Annotated in this window: 21 protein-coding genes; 13 read left to right on the forward strand and 8 right to left on the reverse strand. The window is 33.9% G+C overall.

From position 1 onward, the window contains the following. Positions 1-2 precede the first annotated feature (2 nt). The 10 genes from HNV08_RS10660 (at position 3) to HNV08_RS10705 (ending at position 9,448) form a co-directional block, all read left to right on the forward strand. Positions 3-641, forward strand: coding sequence for a hypothetical protein (locus tag HNV08_RS10660; RefSeq protein WP_173281302.1), 639 nt, complete (start codon positions 3-5; stop codon positions 639-641). Then, a complete protein-coding gene (gene scpA / locus HNV08_RS10665; RefSeq protein WP_173281303.1) occupies positions 641-2,767 on the forward strand; it encodes a methylmalonyl-CoA mutase in 2,127 nt (708 codons plus the stop codon). The genes HNV08_RS10660 and scpA overlap by 1 nt, the downstream gene beginning before the upstream one ends. Further along, positions 2,760-3,704, forward strand: a complete 945-nt coding sequence (locus HNV08_RS10670) for an alpha/beta hydrolase (protein WP_173281304.1) — start codon at positions 2,760-2,762, stop codon at positions 3,702-3,704. Before scpA ends, HNV08_RS10670 begins: the two co-directional genes overlap by 8 nt. 164 nt (positions 3,705-3,868) lie before the next feature. Beyond that, positions 3,869-4,636, forward strand: coding sequence for a ParA family protein (locus HNV08_RS10675; RefSeq protein ID WP_173281305.1), 768 nt, complete (start codon positions 3,869-3,871; stop codon positions 4,634-4,636). Further along, the gene (locus HNV08_RS10680) at positions 4,636-5,544 is read left to right on the forward strand and encodes a ParB/RepB/Spo0J family partition protein (RefSeq protein WP_173281306.1); all 909 of its coding nucleotides are present in this window, start codon (positions 4,636-4,638) and stop codon (positions 5,542-5,544) included. The genes HNV08_RS10675 and HNV08_RS10680 overlap by 1 nt, the downstream gene beginning before the upstream one ends. Continuing rightward, positions 5,534-6,136, forward strand: a complete 603-nt coding sequence (locus HNV08_RS10685) for a DUF5683 domain-containing protein (protein WP_173281449.1) — start codon at positions 5,534-5,536, stop codon at positions 6,134-6,136. Before HNV08_RS10680 ends, HNV08_RS10685 begins: the two co-directional genes overlap by 11 nt. A gap of 1 nt (position 6,137) precedes the next feature. After that, positions 6,138-6,839 (forward strand): 4-hydroxy-tetrahydrodipicolinate reductase, encoded by a 702-nt coding sequence (dapB, locus tag HNV08_RS10690; protein WP_173281307.1) that lies wholly within the window; start codon positions 6,138-6,140, stop codon positions 6,837-6,839. A 62-nt stretch (positions 6,840-6,901) separates the two neighbouring features. Then, a complete protein-coding gene (lepB, locus tag HNV08_RS10695; protein ID WP_173281308.1) occupies positions 6,902-8,509 on the forward strand; it encodes a signal peptidase I in 1,608 nt (535 codons plus the stop codon). Positions 8,510-8,512: 3 nt separating this feature from the next. Further along, positions 8,513-9,136 (forward strand): WbqC family protein, encoded by a 624-nt coding sequence (locus tag HNV08_RS10700; RefSeq protein WP_173281309.1) that lies wholly within the window; start codon positions 8,513-8,515, stop codon positions 9,134-9,136. Positions 9,137-9,139: 3 nt separating this feature from the next. Then, positions 9,140-9,448 carry a DUF6122 family protein gene (locus tag HNV08_RS10705; RefSeq protein WP_173281310.1) on the forward strand — a complete coding sequence of 103 codons (309 nt, stop codon included), beginning with the start codon at positions 9,140-9,142 and terminating at the stop codon, positions 9,446-9,448. Here HNV08_RS10705 and HNV08_RS10710 read toward each other — a convergent pair. The 7 genes from HNV08_RS10710 to HNV08_RS10740 all read right to left on the reverse strand — a co-directional run bounded on the left by HNV08_RS10710 (position 9,440) and on the right by HNV08_RS10740 (position 16,149). Then, entirely contained in the window at positions 9,440-10,462 is a 1,023-nt protein-coding gene (locus HNV08_RS10710; protein ID WP_173281311.1) for an endonuclease/exonuclease/phosphatase family protein, read from the reverse strand. The two genes, HNV08_RS10705 and HNV08_RS10710, sit on opposite strands and share 9 nt — an antisense overlap. Before the next feature lie 7 nt (positions 10,463-10,469). Next, the gene (locus HNV08_RS10715) at positions 10,470-11,339 is read right to left on the reverse strand and encodes a rhomboid family protein (protein WP_173281312.1); all 870 of its coding nucleotides are present in this window, start codon (positions 11,337-11,339) and stop codon (positions 10,470-10,472) included. Between the two features lies 1 nt (position 11,340). Continuing rightward, positions 11,341-12,162 (reverse strand): rhomboid family intramembrane serine protease, encoded by an 822-nt coding sequence (locus HNV08_RS10720; RefSeq protein WP_173281313.1) that lies wholly within the window; start codon positions 12,160-12,162, stop codon positions 11,341-11,343. Positions 12,163-12,165: 3 nt separating this feature from the next. Next, a complete protein-coding gene (gene mutL, locus HNV08_RS10725) occupies positions 12,166-14,028 on the reverse strand; it encodes a DNA mismatch repair endonuclease MutL (protein WP_173281314.1) in 1,863 nt (620 codons plus the stop codon). Continuing rightward, on the reverse strand, positions 14,028-14,312 hold the full coding sequence (locus HNV08_RS10730; protein ID WP_173281315.1) for a riboflavin synthase subunit beta: 285 nt from the start codon (positions 14,310-14,312) through the stop codon (positions 14,028-14,030). The genes mutL and HNV08_RS10730 overlap by 1 nt, the downstream gene beginning before the upstream one ends. A 562-nt stretch (positions 14,313-14,874) precedes the next feature. Continuing rightward, a complete protein-coding gene (ribH, locus tag HNV08_RS10735) occupies positions 14,875-15,381 on the reverse strand; it encodes a 6,7-dimethyl-8-ribityllumazine synthase (RefSeq protein ID WP_173281316.1) in 507 nt (168 codons plus the stop codon). A gap of 3 nt (positions 15,382-15,384) precedes the next feature. Then, positions 15,385-16,149: a tetratricopeptide repeat protein gene (locus HNV08_RS10740; protein ID WP_173281317.1), complete on the reverse strand. Its 765-nt coding sequence runs from the start codon at positions 16,147-16,149 to the stop codon at positions 15,385-15,387. A 140-nt stretch (positions 16,150-16,289) separates the two neighbouring features. On the opposite strand from HNV08_RS10740, the gene recF reads away from it, so the two are divergent. From recF to HNV08_RS10755, 3 genes are all read left to right on the forward strand, one after another. Next, positions 16,290-17,369: a DNA replication/repair protein RecF gene (gene recF, locus HNV08_RS10745; protein ID WP_173281318.1), complete on the forward strand. Its 1,080-nt coding sequence runs from the start codon at positions 16,290-16,292 to the stop codon at positions 17,367-17,369. Beyond that, positions 17,366-17,860 (forward strand): lipocalin family protein, encoded by a 495-nt coding sequence (locus tag HNV08_RS10750; protein ID WP_241697211.1) that lies wholly within the window; start codon positions 17,366-17,368, stop codon positions 17,858-17,860. Before recF ends, HNV08_RS10750 begins: the two co-directional genes overlap by 4 nt. Before the next feature lie 84 nt (positions 17,861-17,944). Then, the gene (locus HNV08_RS10755) at positions 17,945-18,241 is read left to right on the forward strand and encodes a DUF721 domain-containing protein (RefSeq protein WP_173281319.1); all 297 of its coding nucleotides are present in this window, start codon (positions 17,945-17,947) and stop codon (positions 18,239-18,241) included. A gap of 60 nt (positions 18,242-18,301) precedes the next feature. Here HNV08_RS10755 and HNV08_RS10760 read toward each other — a convergent pair whose 3' ends face one another. After that, positions 18,302-19,774 (reverse strand): T9SS type A sorting domain-containing protein, encoded by a 1,473-nt coding sequence (locus HNV08_RS10760; protein ID WP_173281320.1) that lies wholly within the window; start codon positions 19,772-19,774, stop codon positions 18,302-18,304. Positions 19,775-19,833 lie beyond the last annotated feature (59 nt).

A 19,833-nucleotide genomic window follows, 5' to 3' on the forward strand; every position in this document is an offset into this window, starting at 1 on the left:
TATTGAAAAAATCAATAGCACTAAAACTAAGCCTAATTTTGTTGCTTTTTACGTCTTGCTATGAAGTTGCAAAAGAAATTAAAGACTGGACGCAAAACAACGCATCAGACCACATCATTAGCACACAACACCTTTTAGAAAAGGACGGCATAAAAATAGGACTTCCAGATAGTTTTGAGCGTTACAATTTTGCAGATTACGAATTACTATTAGACTCATTGGTATTAGATAATAACAACTTAAAAATTGAACATGCTAGATTAAAAAACATGAGAGCCATGGAAGGCAACCATTACGTATTTTTTGACCATTCAACATATTCAACCTACACCATTAATAGCATACCTTATACACCAATCTCAAGACAGGATGCTAAATTTTTACTAGGTCTAATTAGACAAAACCAAGATTACATTGCAAGCACAACTGATCTTACCTACACAAAAATAACCGCAAAACACAACACTACTGGCAACACTCAAATCTTTAAAGCCATATACAAAATAGAAAACACCAATCTCAACCATCACGCTTTTCAACATGTTTACTTTGTTTCATCTAACAACAAAACGGTTCTCATAAATCTATCAACAAGCTTTAACGTAGATTTTGATCCTTATTTAGAAAAAATGATACTATAATGAGCCGAAAAAATCTTCAACATTTAGAACTAGGATCAACACCGAACAATCAAAATTCTAGAACAGAAAGCGATTTTTTAACAGCAGAAGACATCGTTGTAAAATCGTTATACTCAAAAGATGACATTAAAAATATCGAACACCTTGATTTCGTTGCTGGCATAGCGCCATATTTACGTGGCCCATACTCAACAATGTATGTGCGTAGACCATGGACCATTAGGCAATATGCTGGCTTTTCTACAGCAGAAGAAAGCAATGCTTTTTATAGACGTAATCTCGCTGCAGGACAAAAAGGCTTATCAGTAGCATTCGATTTAGCAACACACAGAGGCTATGACTCTGACCACGAACGCGTAGTTGGCGATGTTGGCAAGGCTGGTGTTGCGATAGATTCTGTGGAAGACATGAAAATTCTATTTGACCAAATTCCACTAGATAAAATGTCCGTTTCTATGACCATGAATGGTGCCGTTTTACCAATCATGGCCTTCTATATTGTAGCCGCAGAAGAACAAGGTGTAAAACCAGAACAACTCTCAGGAACCATACAAAATGACATCCTAAAGGAGTTTATGGTAAGAAACACTTACATCTATCCTCCTACACCATCGATGAAGATCATTTCGGACATCTTTGAATTCACTAGCAAAAACATGCCTAAATTTAATAGTATTAGTATTTCAGGCTACCATATGCAAGAAGCAGGAGCTACTTGCGACATTGAATTGGCATATACGTTAGCGGACGGTTTAGAATATATTAGAAAAGGTCTAGCGGCTGGTATGGATATTGACACTTTTGCACCACGACTTTCATTCTTTTGGGCCATAGGCATGAATCATTTCATGGAAATTGCCAAAATGAGAGCAGCGCGTATGCTTTGGGCCAAATTAGTAAAACAGTTTAACCCAAAAAACCAAAAATCCTTAGCACTCAGAACACATTGCCAAACCTCTGGCTGGAGCCTAACCGAACAAGACCCTTTTAACAATGTCGCCAGAACATGTATTGAAGCCTCTGCCGCAGCTTTTGGAGGCACACAAAGTTTGCACACTAACGCACTAGACGAAGCCATTGCCTTACCTACAGATTTTTCTGCACGTATCGCCAGAAACACACAAATCTATCTGCAAGAAGAAACATACATTACTAAAACCGTAGATCCTTGGGCTGGCAGTTACTACGTAGAAAAACTAACCGACGATATTGCTAATAAAGCTTGGGAACTTATTCAAGAGGTTGAAGGCTTAGGCGGAATGACAAAAGCTATTGAAGCTGGCATACCCAAATTACGTATTGAAGAGGCTGCAGCACGAAAACAAGCACGTATTGATTCCGGTCAAGACATTATTGTTGGCGTTAACAAATACCAACTAGAACAGGAAGACCCAATATCAACATTAGAAGTTGACAACCAAAGTGTGCGTTTGCAGCAAATTGAGAGGTTAAACACTATAAAAGCAACGAGAGATGCTGAAGCTGTTGCTTTAGCGCTTTCAAAATTAACTAATGCAGCAAAGACAAATGAAGAAAATTTATTAGCTTTAGCTGTAGATGCAGCAAGAAAACGTGCTACTTTAGGAGAAATTAGTGATGCTTTAGAAGCTGAATTCGGACGACATAAGGCACAAATAAAATCATTTTCAGGCGTGTATAGTAAAGAAATTAAAGACGACATTTCTTTTGCAAAAGCAAAGGAGTTAGCAGATCAATTTGCACAGCAAGACGGCAGACGCCCAAGAATAATGATTGCAAAAATGGGACAAGACGGTCATGACCGTGGCGCCAAAGTAGTTGCAACAGGCTATGCAGATGTAGGCTTTGATGTAGATATAGGACCACTGTTTCAAACACCTAAAGAAGCCGCAAAGCAAGCTGTTGAAAATGACGTTCACATATTAGGTGTATCTTCCTTAGCAGCAGGACATAAAACGCTTGTACCTCAAGTTATAGAAGAACTAAAAAAATATGGTCGCGATGACATCATGGTTATTGTTGGTGGCGTTATCCCAAAGCAAGATTATCAATATTTATTTGACGCTGGTGCTGTAGCTGTTTTTGGTCCAGGAACAAAAATTAGTGATGCCGCAATTCAGATTTTAGAGATATTGATAGATGACTAAATTCACGAGAAAGCGTAAAATCAAAATCCTTAAAAATGTCTTTTTATTTGTTTCAATATTAAGCCTTTTCCTTATTCACTTCTTTATCCCTAGATTAATTACAGAAATTAGAAATCCTATTGTTGGACTCATCAAAAGAAATAAAAATATAGATTTTAACATCGCCTCCAAAGCGAAAAATAACATTTCAAGAAAAGAATTTACAATCTCATCTTTTGATAGTGTGAAATTATCGGCAAGACTAACTTACTCAAAACTAGACGCTACCAAAGGCACTATTATTTTATTACATGGCATTAGATCCAGTAAGGACACATTTTTTGACTTAAGCACTTTCTTAGCAGAAAATGGCTACAATTCTGTTGCATTAGACGCTAGAGCACACGGAAAAAGCGAAGGTCAGTTTTGCACATTTGGTGTAAATGAAAAAGTAGACGTTAAATATGTGGTAGACTATTTAATAAATGAAGAACACCTTAACAATATTGGTATTTGGGGACAATCTCTAGGTGGAGCAATTGGCTTACAATCTATGGGTTTTGATAAGCGCATTAGCTTCGGAATCATTGAAAGTACATTTTCAGATTTTAGAACAATAGTCAATGATTATTTTAAACTTCATGTCGGCTTTAATTTTACTCCCTTTACAAATTACCTAGTTAACAGAGCAGGCCAAATTGCAGAATTCAACCCTAATGATGCCAATCCTAGTCAATTTTGTTCAAATATTACCCAGCCAATTCTTATCGTTCATGGCAATAAAGATGAACGCATTAAAATAGATTACGGCAAAGAGAATTTTAACAACATTAAAAGTTTAAACAAAACGTTTATTGAAATAGACACAGCAAACCACAGTAATGTTTGGCACGTTGGAGGCGATTCGTATTTTAACAACGTTTTACTTTTCCTAGACCAACAAAAACCCATAAATTAACACCATTACCAACCGATACACGGTCAACGGCAAAAGCAATCATTAAACCACTTCAAAACTTAACGAGTGCTGTGTAAATTATTTAAATCAATGTTAACAACTTCAATTTTATAAACCCGTAAATAATCGTAATTTTAAGCCCTTATAATAAACCAAATCATTTGATGGGTAAAATCATTGCAATAGCGAACCAAAAAGGAGGTGTTGGAAAAACAACAACTTCTGTAAATCTAGCAGCTTCGTTAGGAGTATTAGAAAAAAAAGTATTACTTATTGATGCAGATCCTCAGGCCAACGCAAGTTCTGGGCTAGGTATAGATGTTGATGCTGTAGAAATAGGCTCCTATCAATTAATTGAGCACTCTGCTAAAGCAAAGGATGCCATAGTCGCTTCAAACGCACCTAACGTCGATGTCATTCCTGCACATATTGATCTCGTTGCCATTGAAATAGAATTAGTAGATAAGGAGTCTCGAGAGTATATGCTTAAAAATGCAATAAATGACCTAAAATCTGACTATGATTACATCTTAATTGACTGCGCACCTTCATTAGGCTTGTTAACACTAAATGCATTAACGGCTGCAGATTCTGTAATTATTCCTATTCAATGTGAATATTTTGCCCTTGAAGGTTTAGGAAAACTGTTAAATACTATTAAAAGTGTACAAAAAATACACAATGAAGCGTTAGACATAGAAGGCATGCTTTTAACCATGTTTGATTCGCGTTTAAGATTATCTAACCAAGTGGTTGAAGAAGTACAGAAACACTTTAGTGATATGGTTTTTGAAACCATTATTCAAAGAAATGTGCGTTTAGGTGAAGCTCCAAGTTATGGCGAGAGTATCATAAATTACGATGTGAGTAGTAAAGGCGCAGCAAATTATCTGAGTTTAGCAAAAGAGCTCATTAAGAAAAACGATATATAATGGCGAAAGCAACTAAAAAACAAGCTTTAGGCAGAGGGCTTTCTGCTCTATTGAAGGATCCTGAAAACGAAATCAACTCGGCAGAAGACAAAAATGCAGATAAGGTTGTAGGCAATATCGTAGAACTAGAATTAGAAAGTATTGAAATGAACCCATTTCAACCTAGAACTAATTTTAATGAAGAATCTTTAAGAGAATTGGCCTCGTCTATTCGAGAACTTGGTGTTATACAACCAATTACGGTTAGAAAATTAGCCTTTAACAAATACCAATTAGTCTCTGGTGAAAGACGTTTTAGAGCTTCAAAATTAATAGGCTTAGAATCTATTCCTGCCTATATAAGAATTGCTAACGACCAGGAGTCTTTAGAAATGGCTTTGGTAGAAAATATTCAAAGACAAGATTTAGATGCCATTGAGATTGCCTTGTCTTACCAACGATTAATAGACGAAATTAATCTTACTCAAGAGCAAATGAGCGAACGCGTTGGTAAAAAACGGTCTACCATAGCTAACTATTTACGTTTACTAAAATTAGACCCAATTATACAAACAGGCATAAGAGATGGCTTTATTAGTATGGGTCACGGAAGAGCTATGGTAAACATAGAAAACCAAATAGACCAATTAGAGGTTTATGAAAAAATAATTAGTAATAAATTATCCGTAAGAGCAACAGAGCAACTTATTAAAAACTTAGGTTCTCAACCGACTGACCTAGAAACCAAAACACCTAAAATTGAAGTACCAAAACATATCAAAAAAGGCGTAAAAGAATTTTCTGAATATTTTGGTCATAAAATAGACGTTAAGGTTGCAAAAAACGGCAGTGGCAAAATCACAATTCCTTTTCATTCTGAAGAAGACTTTAATCGCATTAAAAAACTAGTAAAACGTGATAACAAATAAAGTTTTATTTACCGTTCTATTAGGCCTATTTTCAATGCTATCTTCTTTTTCACAGATAGCAATTGACAGTACTAGTATTGCCACTGAAGACAAACTAATTATCACTAATGACTCTTTGGTAAAAAAAGAGATTGATCCCTTACGACCAGCAAAAGCGGCATTTTTATCTGCAGTATTACCAGGATTAGGACAAGCATACAATAAAAAATATTGGAAAATACCGATCGTTTGGGGCGCAATAACTGGAGGCATTTTAGTCTATGACTTTAACAGCACACAACTAGATCGCTATAGAAATGCTTACAAGAGACGTTTAGCAGGCTTTAAAGATGATGAATTTTATGGTGATGGCGATACACCCAACATTTCTTCGGATGCCTTAGTGCGTGCGCAAACACAAGCAAGACGAAATAAAGACCTTTCTCTATTGGTTACAATAGGGTTTTATGCGTTAAATATATTAGATGCTAATATAGACGCACACCTATTACAGTTTAATGTTGATGACAACCTTAGCTTAAGTCCACATTACCAATACAACAAACTCGAAAACACTGCGGATTTAGGCTTAACACTTAATTTTAATTTTTAGTATGAAAATAGCACTACTCGGTTATGGTAGAATGGGCAAAAGCATTGAAGCTATTGCTGTAAATCGCGGTCATAGCATTGCTTTAAAGATTTCTGATAAAGACGATGATTATGATTTTAAAAATGCAGATGTCGCTATAGACTTTAGCATTCCTTCCGTTGCTGTGTTTAATATTAAGAAAGCTCTAGATGCAGGAATTCCTGTAATTTCGGGAACAACAGGTTGGCTAGAACACTATGATGACGTTATAGCATATTGTAACGACAAGGATGGCACATTTCTTTATGCATCTAACTTTAGTTTAGGCGTCAATATCTTTTTTGAAATAAACAGAAGATTAAGTGAATTAATGTCTGGCTTTGATGAGTATTCAACAGAAATGGTAGAAATTCATCATACTCAAAAACTCGATGCGCCAAGTGGTACAGCCATTACATTAGCAGAGGACGTCATACAACATACTAAGTATACCAACTGGACTATTGACCAACCAAAGTCTAACGAAATATTCATCGACGCTAAAAGAATAAAAGACGTTCCAGGCACGCATGAAGTTACCTATAATTCTCAAATCGATTCTATAAGTATTAAACATACAGCTCATAGCAGACAAGGTTTTGCCATGGGAGCCGTAATTGCTGCAGAATGGATTAAAGACAAAAAAGGCGTCTACACCATGAAAGATGTGTTAAACATTGGTTAATTTGCCAAAGTTTTGAAACAAATTGAAATAATTTTCAACCTATATAGATTAAATATTGCATTATGAGCTGGACACAGTGGTTTATCTTTTTACTCGTTATACAAATCATTCATGGATTAGGCACATGGAAATTATATATTAAAGCTGGCCGTAAAGCTTGGGAAGCCTTTGTCCCTATTTACAATGCTGTGATATTATTAAAAATAATTTCGCGTCCTTGGTGGTGGGTTATATTAATGTTTTTACCAATTGTAAACTTAATTATGATACCTGCTGTTTGGGTAGAAACTGCACGTGCTTTTGGTAAAGACACCAAAATAGATGCGCTTTTGTGTATTGTAACATTAGGGTTCTATCTCTATTATTTAAATTATGCGACAGATGTCAACTATATTGAAAACAGAAAATTAACACCAAAAACATCTGCTGGTGAATGGATAACATCTATTTTATTTGCCATTGTAGCGGCAACAATAGTGCATACCTATTTCTTTCAACCCTTTGTAATCCCATCATCGTCTTTAGAAAAATCATTACTAGTTGGCGATTTTCTTATTGTAAGTAAATTGCATTATGGCCCAAGAGTACCAATGACAACTGTAGGTGCTCCAATGGTACATGATACCATTCCAAAATTAAATACAAAATCGTATTTGTTTGATGATAATTTTGAAGACCGAAACACATCGTGGAAAAACAAACTACAGTTACCGTACTTTAGACTACCTGGTTTTGAAAGCATAGAACGTAATGATATTGTAGTATTTAACCAACCGGCTGACACATTATTGAGAATGGATAAATTTGATCCAGACCGTAACTATTACAAACCAATCGATAAAAAAACCAATTTAGTAAAACGTTGTGTTGGTGTTGCTGGTGATACATTAGAAATAAGAGATGGTTATGTTTTTATCAATGGCGAACAAAATAAATTACCACCTAGAGCACATATTCAGTTTTCTTATGATATTGTTTTTAAAAGACAGTTACAGCCCTTTAGAATAATAGAAATATTAAAAAAATACGATATTACAGATGGTCTAGGTTATGGAACCGTTGAAGGCTCTTACAGAATTCCTGCTGCTACAGCAGAGGCTATCTCTAAACTAAAATCGCATCCTGAAGTTGCTTCTATAACGGCCATTAAAACACCTGCTGGTGTAGATGGCGAAATTTTCCCAAGAGATCCTAATTACAAATGGAATGTAGATAACTTTGGGCCAATGTGGATTCCTAAAGCTGGAGCTACAGTTCAACTTCATACGGACAACATAGCTATTTATAAACGTGCCATTTCAGAATATGAAGGCCATAGTGTTGTTACTAGAGGGAATCAAATTTTTATTGACGATCAACCAGCAACCTCTTATACTTTTAAACAAGATTATTATTGGATGATGGGTGACAACAGACACAATTCTATTGATAGTAGATATTGGGGATTTGTGCCTTATAACCATGTATTTGGAAAGCCTGTATTTATCTGGATGAGTATTGACGGCATCAATGAAGGCATTAAGAATTGGAGACCACGTTGGGATCGTATATTCACTACCGTAAGTGGCAGTGGTGAACGCACCTCTTACCTCATACCTTTTATCGTTTTAGTTCTAGGTATTACGTTTTTCAATAAATGGCGTAAAAAGAAAAAGGAAAAGGAAAGCTAAATTTTGAATCGTTTAATACATCCAACCTATTTCCCAAATATTGCGCACGCTTCGGCAATTGTAAATTCAGACCTTATTTATTTTGAAGTCTGTGACAATTACCAAAAGCAATCCTACAGAAATCGTATGGAAATTTATGGCGCTAACGGTAAATTAGCGTTAACAGTACCAGTGCGCTATTCTCAAAAGAATAGAAAATTATATAAAGATGTAAAAATTGCAAACGAAGAGCAATGGCAAGTGCTTCATTTAAAATCCTTACAATCCGCTTACCGCATGTCTCCTTTTTTTGAATTTTATATTGATGACTTAAGGCCTCTTTTTGAGAAGAAATTTGATTTCATTTTAGATTTTAATTTAGAATGTTTTGCATTGCTTCAAAATTGTTTTCAAACAAATATTAGACCAATACATACCACAACTTTTAATAAGGCACCAGAAGAAATTTGTGATTTTAGACACTTGGTTAAACGGAATATTGAGATTAAAAACCTACAACCCTATACGCAAGTATTTACAGAAAAACATGGGTATATTTCTAATCTCAGTGTTTTAGATCTCTTATTTAATGAAGGGCCAAACGCAGAGATGTATCTCAAAAAACAAAATATAGTCATTAACAACTAAAATATGCTTCAACCCATAATTCATTATGGTATACATTTCGGCTTACCATTAGTCATAGCACTATTATTTTTCAAAGCATTTTGGCTAAAAGCCTATTGCATCATGATTTTAGGCATATTAATAGATTTAGATCATTTATTGGCCGACCCTATTTTTGCTCCAAACCGTTGTAGTATCAATTTTCATCCACTCCACTCCTATTATGCTATAGTAGTTTATTTAATATTGCTAATCCCTAAAAAAACACGACTTTTAGGCTTAGGATTAACTATTCATATTATTGCAGATATTACCGATTGCTGCCTAATGTAGTTTTAATGTTGCTTTGATTGGATAATGATCCGAAAGCTTTACGTCAAAGGTTTTAAAACCATTAACCGTGAAATCTTCTTCACACAATATAAAATCAATTCGCATAGGGAAAAATTTAAAATCATAAGTTCTACCAAAACCATTACCCGCTTCTTCAAACGTATCTTTTAAATCATCTCCTTTTATCTTTCTATAAATATAAGAATAAGCTGTATTATTAAAATCCCCTGTTACAATAGTTTTATAATGTGATTTGGCCTTATGCGCTAAAAACAAATCTACTTGATCTTGTTGCGCCTTAAATGTAGAACCTACTTGCTTAAATAAATGCCCTGAGGTTTCATTTTTTAAATGCTCAACATCTGTAGCAATACCTGAAGATTGTAAATGTAAGGTATACACTCTAATGGTATCTTTTTGCTTTACTATATCAACAAAAATCGCATTATTATACGTATCAGGAAACTCTAAAGAACCCGAATTAATTATAGGGTATTTTGAAAAAATTGATTGTCCTCCTTTTATACCCGAAGTATACGTAGCATTAAAACTATAGTAACCATCTAATTTTATAGCATTTCCTCTTCGGTATTCTTGAAAACACATAATATCTGGATCCTCTTTAGTGACCAATTTAATGACCTCTTCTTTTATTGTTTTACTCGGCAACCAACCGTACTTATTTAATAATCTTACATTAAAGGACATCACAGTAAAGTTGTCGGGATCTGAAACTGCTGCTGATGCCGAAAACTTATACATTGAACTAATATAATTCCAACCTAACAGTAAGATAACTAGCGATAACAACATTTGTTTTTTTACGCGTAACAGCCAAAATATAAAGAATAGCACATTAAGAATAATCAGTAAAGGCACACCTAAACTTAAAACGGAAAGCGTAGCAAAGCGCTTTGGAGGTATATAGGGTAAAACGTATGAGATAAGCAATAGAAATGCCACCAATGAATTGATGAGAAACAAAATCTTACTACCAAATTTTAATCCTTTCACTATTGTTTTATTTACCAGCTTTAAACAAAAACGCCTTCTCTTCCTTCGTTAAACTTTCGTAACCACTTTTACTAATTTTATCTAGTATTAAATCTATTTTCTTTTGATTATTAAACGAATTAAACTCTTCTTTAGTCTTGCCAGCGTATTCCTTTTTATTCGTTTTACGATGTACCGTTTTTAGATTAGATTTTGGTTTAAACAAACTCATAAAACTATCCATAGAGCGTTCAAAACCTAAGCCAATATCTGTACCTTTCAGTAATTTAGTAGCATAGATATATCCTAACAAATAGCCACCAAAATGTGCTACATAACCACCTTGATTAAGACCAGACAGCATTCTGAATAAATCCAATCCTACAATAACCATTGCAATATGTTTCCATTTTACATTGAAAGCATTAAATAATCTTATTTCAGTATTGGGTATGTACACTGCTACAAATAGTAACAACGCACTAACACCTGCAGATGCACCAACTAAGACATCATTTTTACCTATAAAATTTAATGGAATAAGGTTGGCAACAGCCAAATAGGCCAAACCACCACAAATAATTCCTAAAAAGTAAATATTAAGAATCATTTTTGATCGAAAAAGATTGGTAGTCACTCTACTTAAATAAAAAAGAAATAACATATTAAATACCAAATGGAAAGGGCCACTATGCAAAAAACCATATGTAATTAAAGACCATGGCTGAAATACATAATCCATGATACCAGATGGTAATTCAAAATAATTGAATAGGTCTATGCGCAACACAGATTGAAGCACCAAACCAACTAAAAACACGATAACATTAATGGCAATAATTTTACCAAAAACATCTAAGTTTTTATATCTATATTTTAAATTTTCAACTGTACTCATCTTAATTCCAACGGTATGTATCTTTTTCCTTTTTTTTCCAATACCACATAACTATAAAACCTAAAACCGCACCTCCAACATGAGCCATATAGGCTGTATTACTAGGACTAAAGAAGGATTGCCCTGTAAATGCAGAAATGATATCTAAAATAATTATTCCAGGTATAAAATACTTTGCCTTTATGGGTATTGGTAAAAAAATCATCATTAATTCTGCATTAGGATTCATCATACCAAAGGCAACCATTATACCCATAATACAGCCAGATGCACCAACCATAGCACTTAAGTTGAGCACATTTAAATCAAATAATGCACTAAATTGAGGTCCAGAAATTGACGTATTGAAATGGGCTTCATTTAATAGAGGAATCATTTTTTCTTGCAAGATTTCTCCTTTAATCATATCGCCATCAATGGCATTAATGTTCATTATATTATGCAACAATTCATTACTTATATTTAAATCTGCTAAGGGTTGCATTGCAGTATAAAAATCGAAATAATAATAGCCTAGCTGAAACATCAACGCTCCAAAACCTGCCGAAAAGTATAAAAACAAAAACTTTGTAGTACCTAAGCGTTGCTCCACAGGTGTTCCAAACATCCATAATGCAAACATATTAAAAAGTAAATGCGCAGGACTTCCATGCATAAACATGTGTGTCACCACTTGCCAAGGCTTAAACAAATCGTTGGTTGGGAAATACATCGTAAACAATTCATCAAACAAATGACCATCGCCAAGCGTTAGTTTACCAACAAACATCACGACGTTTATAATAATTAAATGCTTTACTGCATCTGTAATATTAAATCTCATACCTTACATAAATTTTTTCTCTATATCATCTACAGCCATTGTAATAAACGTTGGTCTATTGGTTGGTGATACATTGGGTTCCTTACAGGCAAATAAACTATTTACCATATGTTCTTGCTCTGTGCTATTTAACGACTGACCATTTTTTATTGCCAAACTCTTAGCCATTGATTTTGCTAATAAATCTGAAGTGCTAAAATTTGTATCTGGCACATCGTTTTCCACATCACTTATTAACTGTTCTAAAATAATAGAAACCTCACTTTCAGGTACACCTACAGGCACACCTGTTATTTTTACTTCTTTTTTATTTAACTCCGAAAACACAAAACCAGTATGCTCCAAATTTGCTTTTAAGTCTTCAATTATTTTAACTTCATTTGGTGTAAAATGTAATTGTAATGGAAATAACAATTGTTGACTTGTTGCTTCTTGAATCGTAATGTGCTTTAAGAAATTTTCATACAAGATACGTTGATGTGCTCTATTCTGGTCTATAATTAACATTCCAGATTTTATAGTGCTTACAATATATTTTTGTTGAAGTTGAAATGTAGTCTTAGTCGTTTCTATGGTTGAATCACTAAAAATAGACTCATTTTTAGAGTCACTCTCAAAAGTCACTTCACTAAAATCAGAGTGCGTATTATTCCCTTTAGACTCTAAACCTACATATAAGCTTTCCCACGATGCTGCTGGTGCCGATTTAAATCCTTCAGCATTATATGATCGTTTCACTGGGTGTTCTGGAGAATCATCAGAAAACGGATTAAAGCTTCTATCAACTTCTATTGAAGGCGCAGCAGCCGACTTATTTTTAAAATCATAAGGTGTATCAAAACCATTTTGTTGTTCAAAATCTAAGATTGGCGCAATGTTAAATTGCCCTAAACTATGTTTCACTGCAGAACGTAAAATAGCGTACAGCGTGTGTTCATCATCAAACTTAATCTCTGTTTTTGTAGGATGAATATTAATATCAATAGATTTAGGATCTACAGTGAGATTCAAAAAATAACTAGGATGATAACCATCTTTTAACAATCCTTCAAATGCCGATTTAATGGCATGATTAAGATATGGGCTCTTAATAAAGCGTTGATTCACAAAAAAATACTGCTCAGACTTCGTTTTCTTAGAATATTCTGGTTTGCCCACAAATCCTGAAATTTTTAGCACTTCTGTTTCTTCTTCAACAGGCACCAATTTTTCATTTGTTTTTGTGCCAAAGATATGAACGACGCGCTGTCTATAATTTCCTTGCGGCACATTAAACAAATCGCTTCCGTTGTGGTAAAAAGAAAATGCAATATTTGGATGCGCCAAAGCCACACGATGAAATTCATCTGTAATATGACGTAATTCCACAGTATCTGATTTTAAAAAATTCCGTCTTGCCGGAATATTAAAAAATAAATGTTTTACAGCTACCGAAGTTCCTGTAGGTGTCACAGAAACGTCTTGGGATTTTACTTCACTACCTTCTATAACGAGCACAGTGCCTAAATCATTATCTTCTTGCTTTGTTTTTAATTCTACATGAGCAATGGCAGCAATACTCGCAAGCGCTTCTCCTCTAAAGCCTTTGGTACTGAGTTGAAATAAATCTTCAGCAGCTCTAATTTTAGATGTGGCATGGCGCTCAAAGCTTAATCGCGCATCTGTAACACTCATGCCTTTTCCATTATCTATAACTTGTACCAAGGTTTTACCAGCATCCTTAACAATGAGTTTTATTTCTGTTGCGTTGGCATCAATTGCGTTTTCTAATAGTTCTTTAACTACTGAAGCAGGACGTTGCACCACTTCACCAGCTGCAATTTGATTCGCAACATGGTCTGGTAAAAGTTGAATAATATCTGACATTAGCTATTTGGGCGGAATATAGATAAATCAAAACCGATTATAAATAAAAACAACAACACTAAAACGGCAATAATGATAAGAACACGTTTATTAACACTTGTATCTTGATTATGCTTATAATCATCAATAGCTGCATTAAGTTTACCTTTTATTCCTTTTGCAGGATTTACCGTTGTTCTCTGATCATCAAATTTGTGTTTAAGCTCAAATGGACTGCCTTCACCTTTATAATAACGTGGCTTATAATTATACTTACGGTTTTTTTTCAATTTCAATAATCCCATAATTCTCTTATTTTATATATCCTTCTAGAATATAAAGTAATATAAAAACTAGTATTAAGATTGAAACTAAAACTGGCAACGACGCAAACACATTTCTTTTGCGTTTACTCTTGCCATTAGCTTCACTCCACTTAGTTTCAAAGTCGACTTTCGACTGATCAATATTGGAATCCTGAAGTCGAGATTTATAAGTAAATCGTTTATTTTTTCTTTGATTAAACAAATGACTTGTAAATTAAACTTGATTAATCTCAAAAGTACTGAAAATACAAGGAAAAATGCCTTAAGGATTCTTTAAAATTATTAACAAAAAGAATGCCAGAGTTGGGAAGCGTTTGCAGTTTGCGGTTTGCGGTTTGCGGTTTGCGGTTTGCGGTTTGCGGTTTGCTAAAAACTATTGAAACAAGATTGGAGCGAAATAACTTTAATCTTCTTTGTTATAAAACATATTTCAACAAATACTATACTGTGAACTAATTACAAGTCTTGTTTAACGTTTCACTACTGACTGAGACTGTAGACTGTAGACTGAAAACTGAGACTGAAAACTGAAGACTGAAGACTACAAAGATTGCTTACGTAAATCTGCCATTTTTATCGCAGCTATAGCAGCTTCGGTACCTTTGTTACCATGTTTTCCGCCAGAGCGATCTATAGATTGTTGCATAGTATTATCTGTAAGTACACAGAAAATAACAGGTATATCACCTTTAAGATTTAAGTCTTTTATACCTTGAGTAACACCTTCACAAACAAAATCAAAATGTTTGGTTTCGCCTTGTATAACGCAACCAATGACAATAATAGCATCTAACATTCCTGAATCTGCATAAATACTTTTGCTCATTCTTGCCGCACCATAAGTGAGCTCAAAAGTTCCAGGTACATTCCAACGCACAATATTTTCCTTTAATGCGCCACAATCTATTAAGGCATCAAAAGCGCCTTGCCAAAGACCTTCCGTAATGTTATCATTCCATTCTGAAACAACAATCCCAAACCGAAAATCTTTCGCGTTTGGGATTGTAGCTTTATCGTAATTCGATAAATTATGATTTGCAGTTGCCATAAACTATAAGCTTGCTTCTACTTTTCCTATTAATATATCTGCATCTTTTACTTCATTAGACGTAGAAAACTCAGTTTGGATACGTGTTAAATAGCCTAAAGCCTTACTATTATCGCCTAATTCTATTGCAACCTTAGCCGCTTTTAGTAAATATAAAGGTGTTGTAAAATCATTAACATTAGCTTTAAAAGCATTTTCGTAATATTCTAAAGCCTTATCTGATTGATTTAATTGCACAAAGGCATCACCAATTCCACCCTTAGCAATTGGGTTTAACATTTTGTCATTACCAGAAAAATTATCTAAATGCGTGATTGCATTTTGGTAATCTTTTAAATTTAAATACGCCATACCAGCGTAATAGTTCGCTAAATTAGCCGCAGGTGTTCCGCTATAATTGCTAATAATATCTAGCATTCCATATTTACCTTCACCACCATCTAAAGCCATTCTATATAAAGAATCTGAAGAAACACCATTAACAGCGTCGTTAAAATATTTCTTCGCAGTGTACATTTCGTTCATTGCTTCTTTTTGCTTAGGCTCAGCAACAAAATTATTGTATGCCATATAACCTAAAACAATTAATGCTATCGCAGCGACGATACCAATAATATACTTTTGGTTTTTTACAGCCCATTCTTCTGCTTTGGAAGCTCCTTCATCTAAAGAATTAAATACCTCAGCTGTTGTTGATTCTTCTTCAACAATTTCTACCTGTTCTTTTTTAGTTTTTGGTTTGTAGCCTCTTTTATTATACGTTGCCATAAATTGTCATTTTGTGCGTGCGCAAAAATAAAATTTTTATTGGGATTTAAAAGCCTATTTATTTGTTATTTTTGAATAATTAATTTTAAGACCTAAAAGCTTTTCTACATCAGTAAAATCAAGGAAATCGTTCGTTTTTCATGAATCTAAACACACTTACGTTAACTAATTATAAAAATTTTGAATTTCAGGTTTTCGATTTTGACGTCAAAATCAACTGTTTTGTTGGTGCAAATGGCATCGGAAAAACAAATGCCTTAGACGCTATTTACCATTTAGCTTTTGGTAAAAGTTACTTTAATCCTATTGCGATTCAGAATATAAATCATAATGCCGATTATTTTGTAGTCGATGGACGATTAACAAAAAACGAACGTGATGAAAAAATAATTGTGTCTCTTAAGCGCGGACAAAAAAAGATAATAAAACGAAATAATAAAGCTTACGATAAATTTAGTGAGCATATCGGTTTTATACCATTGGTTATAATTTCTCCAGCAGATCGCGATTTAATTATAGAGGGCAGCGATACCAGACGCAAATTTATAGATAGTGTTATTTCCCAAAGTGATAAAAGCTATTTAGCCCAACTAATTAATTATAACAAAGTATTGTCTCAGCGTAATGCGCTTTTAAAATATTTTGCCCTAAACAACACATTTAATGCAGATACGCTAGCCGTATATAATGACCAATTAAGTGCGTATGGTAGTGAAATTTTTAAAAAACGAGATGCCTTTTTACAAACCTTTATACCAATTTTTAAATCGCGCTACGAAGTCATTAGTCAAAGTAAGGAAGCTATAGATCTTAAGTATAAAAGTGATTTGTTTAATGCAGATCTTATAGATTTACTTAAACAAAACATCAATAAAGACAAAGCTTTACAATACACAAGTGTTGGTACACACAAGGATGATTTAGTATTTTTAATTGATGATTTTCCGATTAAAAAATTTGGAAGTCAAGGGCAACAAAAATCGTTTTTAATTGCTTTAAAACTCGCCCAATTTGATTTTATAAAACAACAAAGTGGTGTAGCGCCTATTTTACTTTTAGATGATATTTTTGATAAACTCGATGAAAACAGAGTCGCCCAAATTATTAGATTAGTAGATGATGAACATTTTGGACAAATCTTTATAAGTGATACACATGCAGAACGTACTGAAGAGGTTATAAAACAAACCCATCAATCTTATAAAATGTTTAAGTTATGATAGAAAAAAACAGATTTAAAAGTACAATTGCTGATTGTTTTGGTACGTTAAACCTTCTAATGAATTTCAAATCTATTTTTTTTACCCTTCTAAGTGTATTCGTGTTGAGTTGCTCTAAAAACCCTGAACGTTTTATAGAACACATTGAAGGCTATTGGGAAATCCAAGAAGTTACCTTAGCAGATGGCAGCAAAAAAGAATACAAATTCAATGAAACCATTGATTATCTATCTATCAATGACAGCTTAAAAGGGTTTAGAAAAAAACTAAAACCAGGAATTAACGATACTTATTTTACCTCAAGTGATGCCGAACAAATAGCTTTAAAGATTGAAGACAATAAGGTAATCATTCACTATTCTACACCTTACGCCAATTGGAGTGAAACCGTTTTAAACGCAGACAACAAACAATTACGCATCCTCAATGAAGACGACAATATCTATTTATATAAACGCTATGAATCCATAAAATTAGAGCTACAAGACTAGAGGCTCTCTACAACTTAAACATTTTATTTTCAAAGTATTAGAACCAGTTCATTCATTTACTTAATAATTAAGTAACTTTACACTATGGCAAAACGAAATAACGATAACCAACCAATACAAGATATTCTAAAAGAATTTGTACAGACTAACAACTTACAGTCTGGCTTAGATAAAGTAGATGTGCGTGAAGCTTGGGCAAATCTTATGGGTAATGGCGTAAACAACTACACAACCGCAATAGAACTTAAGCATGAAACGCTTTACGTACAATTAAGTTCTAGTGTGTTGCGCGAAGAATTAAGCTATGGCACTGACAAAATTATAAAAATGCTCAATGAGTCACTTAATAAAGAGATTGTTAAAAAATTAGTGCTTCGCTAAATTTAACTTTTATAAACTCTAAGCCTTAAATCATTATGCTGAGAATAGGGTTAAAAATTATTATTCTACTACTAGCTTCCTTATAGCTTTAGAATTAACACCTTCAAATTCTAATACATATATCCCTGTTTTTAAATTGAGATGCATTTCTGTAGAACCAAATTGAAGCGCCTTTGTTGTAATTAACTTGCCTTCAATACTATAAACACGCATGAATTGATAACTCGTATTATTTTCTAAATTTAAATTACCATTGCTAGGATTAGGATAAAGTTTCAACATATCGAAAGCAAAATCATCTACACTTAAAAACGCACAATTAACGGGATCAAACGTCACTAATCCAAGAGACACATCATCGTTAGCATGCACAATTACAGCTTCGGCATCTGCAAGGGTGTTTGGCGCATTAGTTTCATCCCAGCAGTTATGCATAGCCATTATCGGATGACTTGTATTGTTATAAAGCGCATATGTTACACCTCCATTTCCGTTATTATCAAATACATTTTGCCCAGTATTATCTACATTGTCACCTAAATTAATAGACGCCTCTCCTATTACTGTAATGCCCCATAAATTTCTTCGGATTTCATTGCCACTTGCTATAACTTCTAATCCAGCCGACGATGTATTTAACGAAATGCCACTTCCTCCTTGCAAAGGAATGCCTTGCGTATCATTATCTTCAATAACATTATTTCTAATATAAGCCAAGGCATTATTACCAAGAATGGTTAGGCCATAACGATTATCTGTTATAGTATTATCATCTATAATGGCATTGATAGCGCCTCCTACAAAATTAGAAACGGCAATACCTCCTACCATATTTAAATTTCGATCACCTATTATAGTATTCTGAATTATTTGCAGCGGCTCTGTAGCTAAGGTCGTACCAATATTAATTTGTGGTCTATTAGAATTTTCTTGATTATTACCTTCAATATAATTATTAAAAATATATGCAGATACCATATTGGTAGCTCCAGAACTAATGGCTGGCGTATCATTAAAGGTTATTGAATTATTCGTTATTTGAGCCATTCCTCTAGACAGCGAAATCACAGCACCAGTAGATACACCAGAAACATTATTCCTTATTATACAATTATTTATAGTAAAGGTTTCAGTAAGAACACGTAATCCGCCACCATATTCAATAGTCGCATTTTGAATATCGATCACAGAAAATTCTTCAAATCTAAAGCCTTCATAAGGTGCATTTGAATCTATAGCAGTGAATGTAAAACTCGGAGCAGTTACCGTCATGCTTCCAAAAATGGTAATTCTAACATCTGCACCGATCTCTAGAGTCGCTTCCGTATCCATACTAAAAACATCAGATGCAGAAATAGTGAGATCATCAGTTAACGTATAAGTTGTGCCAGAAACAGAAATTGTAGCCGGACTAGCCGTCACAAGGTCATCTAGAGTATACGTTAAACCTGTATCTGGAGTAATGTAAGCTTGGGCAAAAAGGCCAACAACATTACCAATTACGAATAATATAAAAAGTAATTTTTGTTTCATAAGTTTTGGATTGGTTAAACACCAATTTAACGTAATTATTTAAGATAAGAAAGTCAGAT

The organism is Winogradskyella eckloniae (assembly GCF_013249045.1).
GTDB classification, from domain to species: Bacteria; Bacteroidota; Bacteroidia; order Flavobacteriales; family Flavobacteriaceae; genus Winogradskyella; species Winogradskyella eckloniae.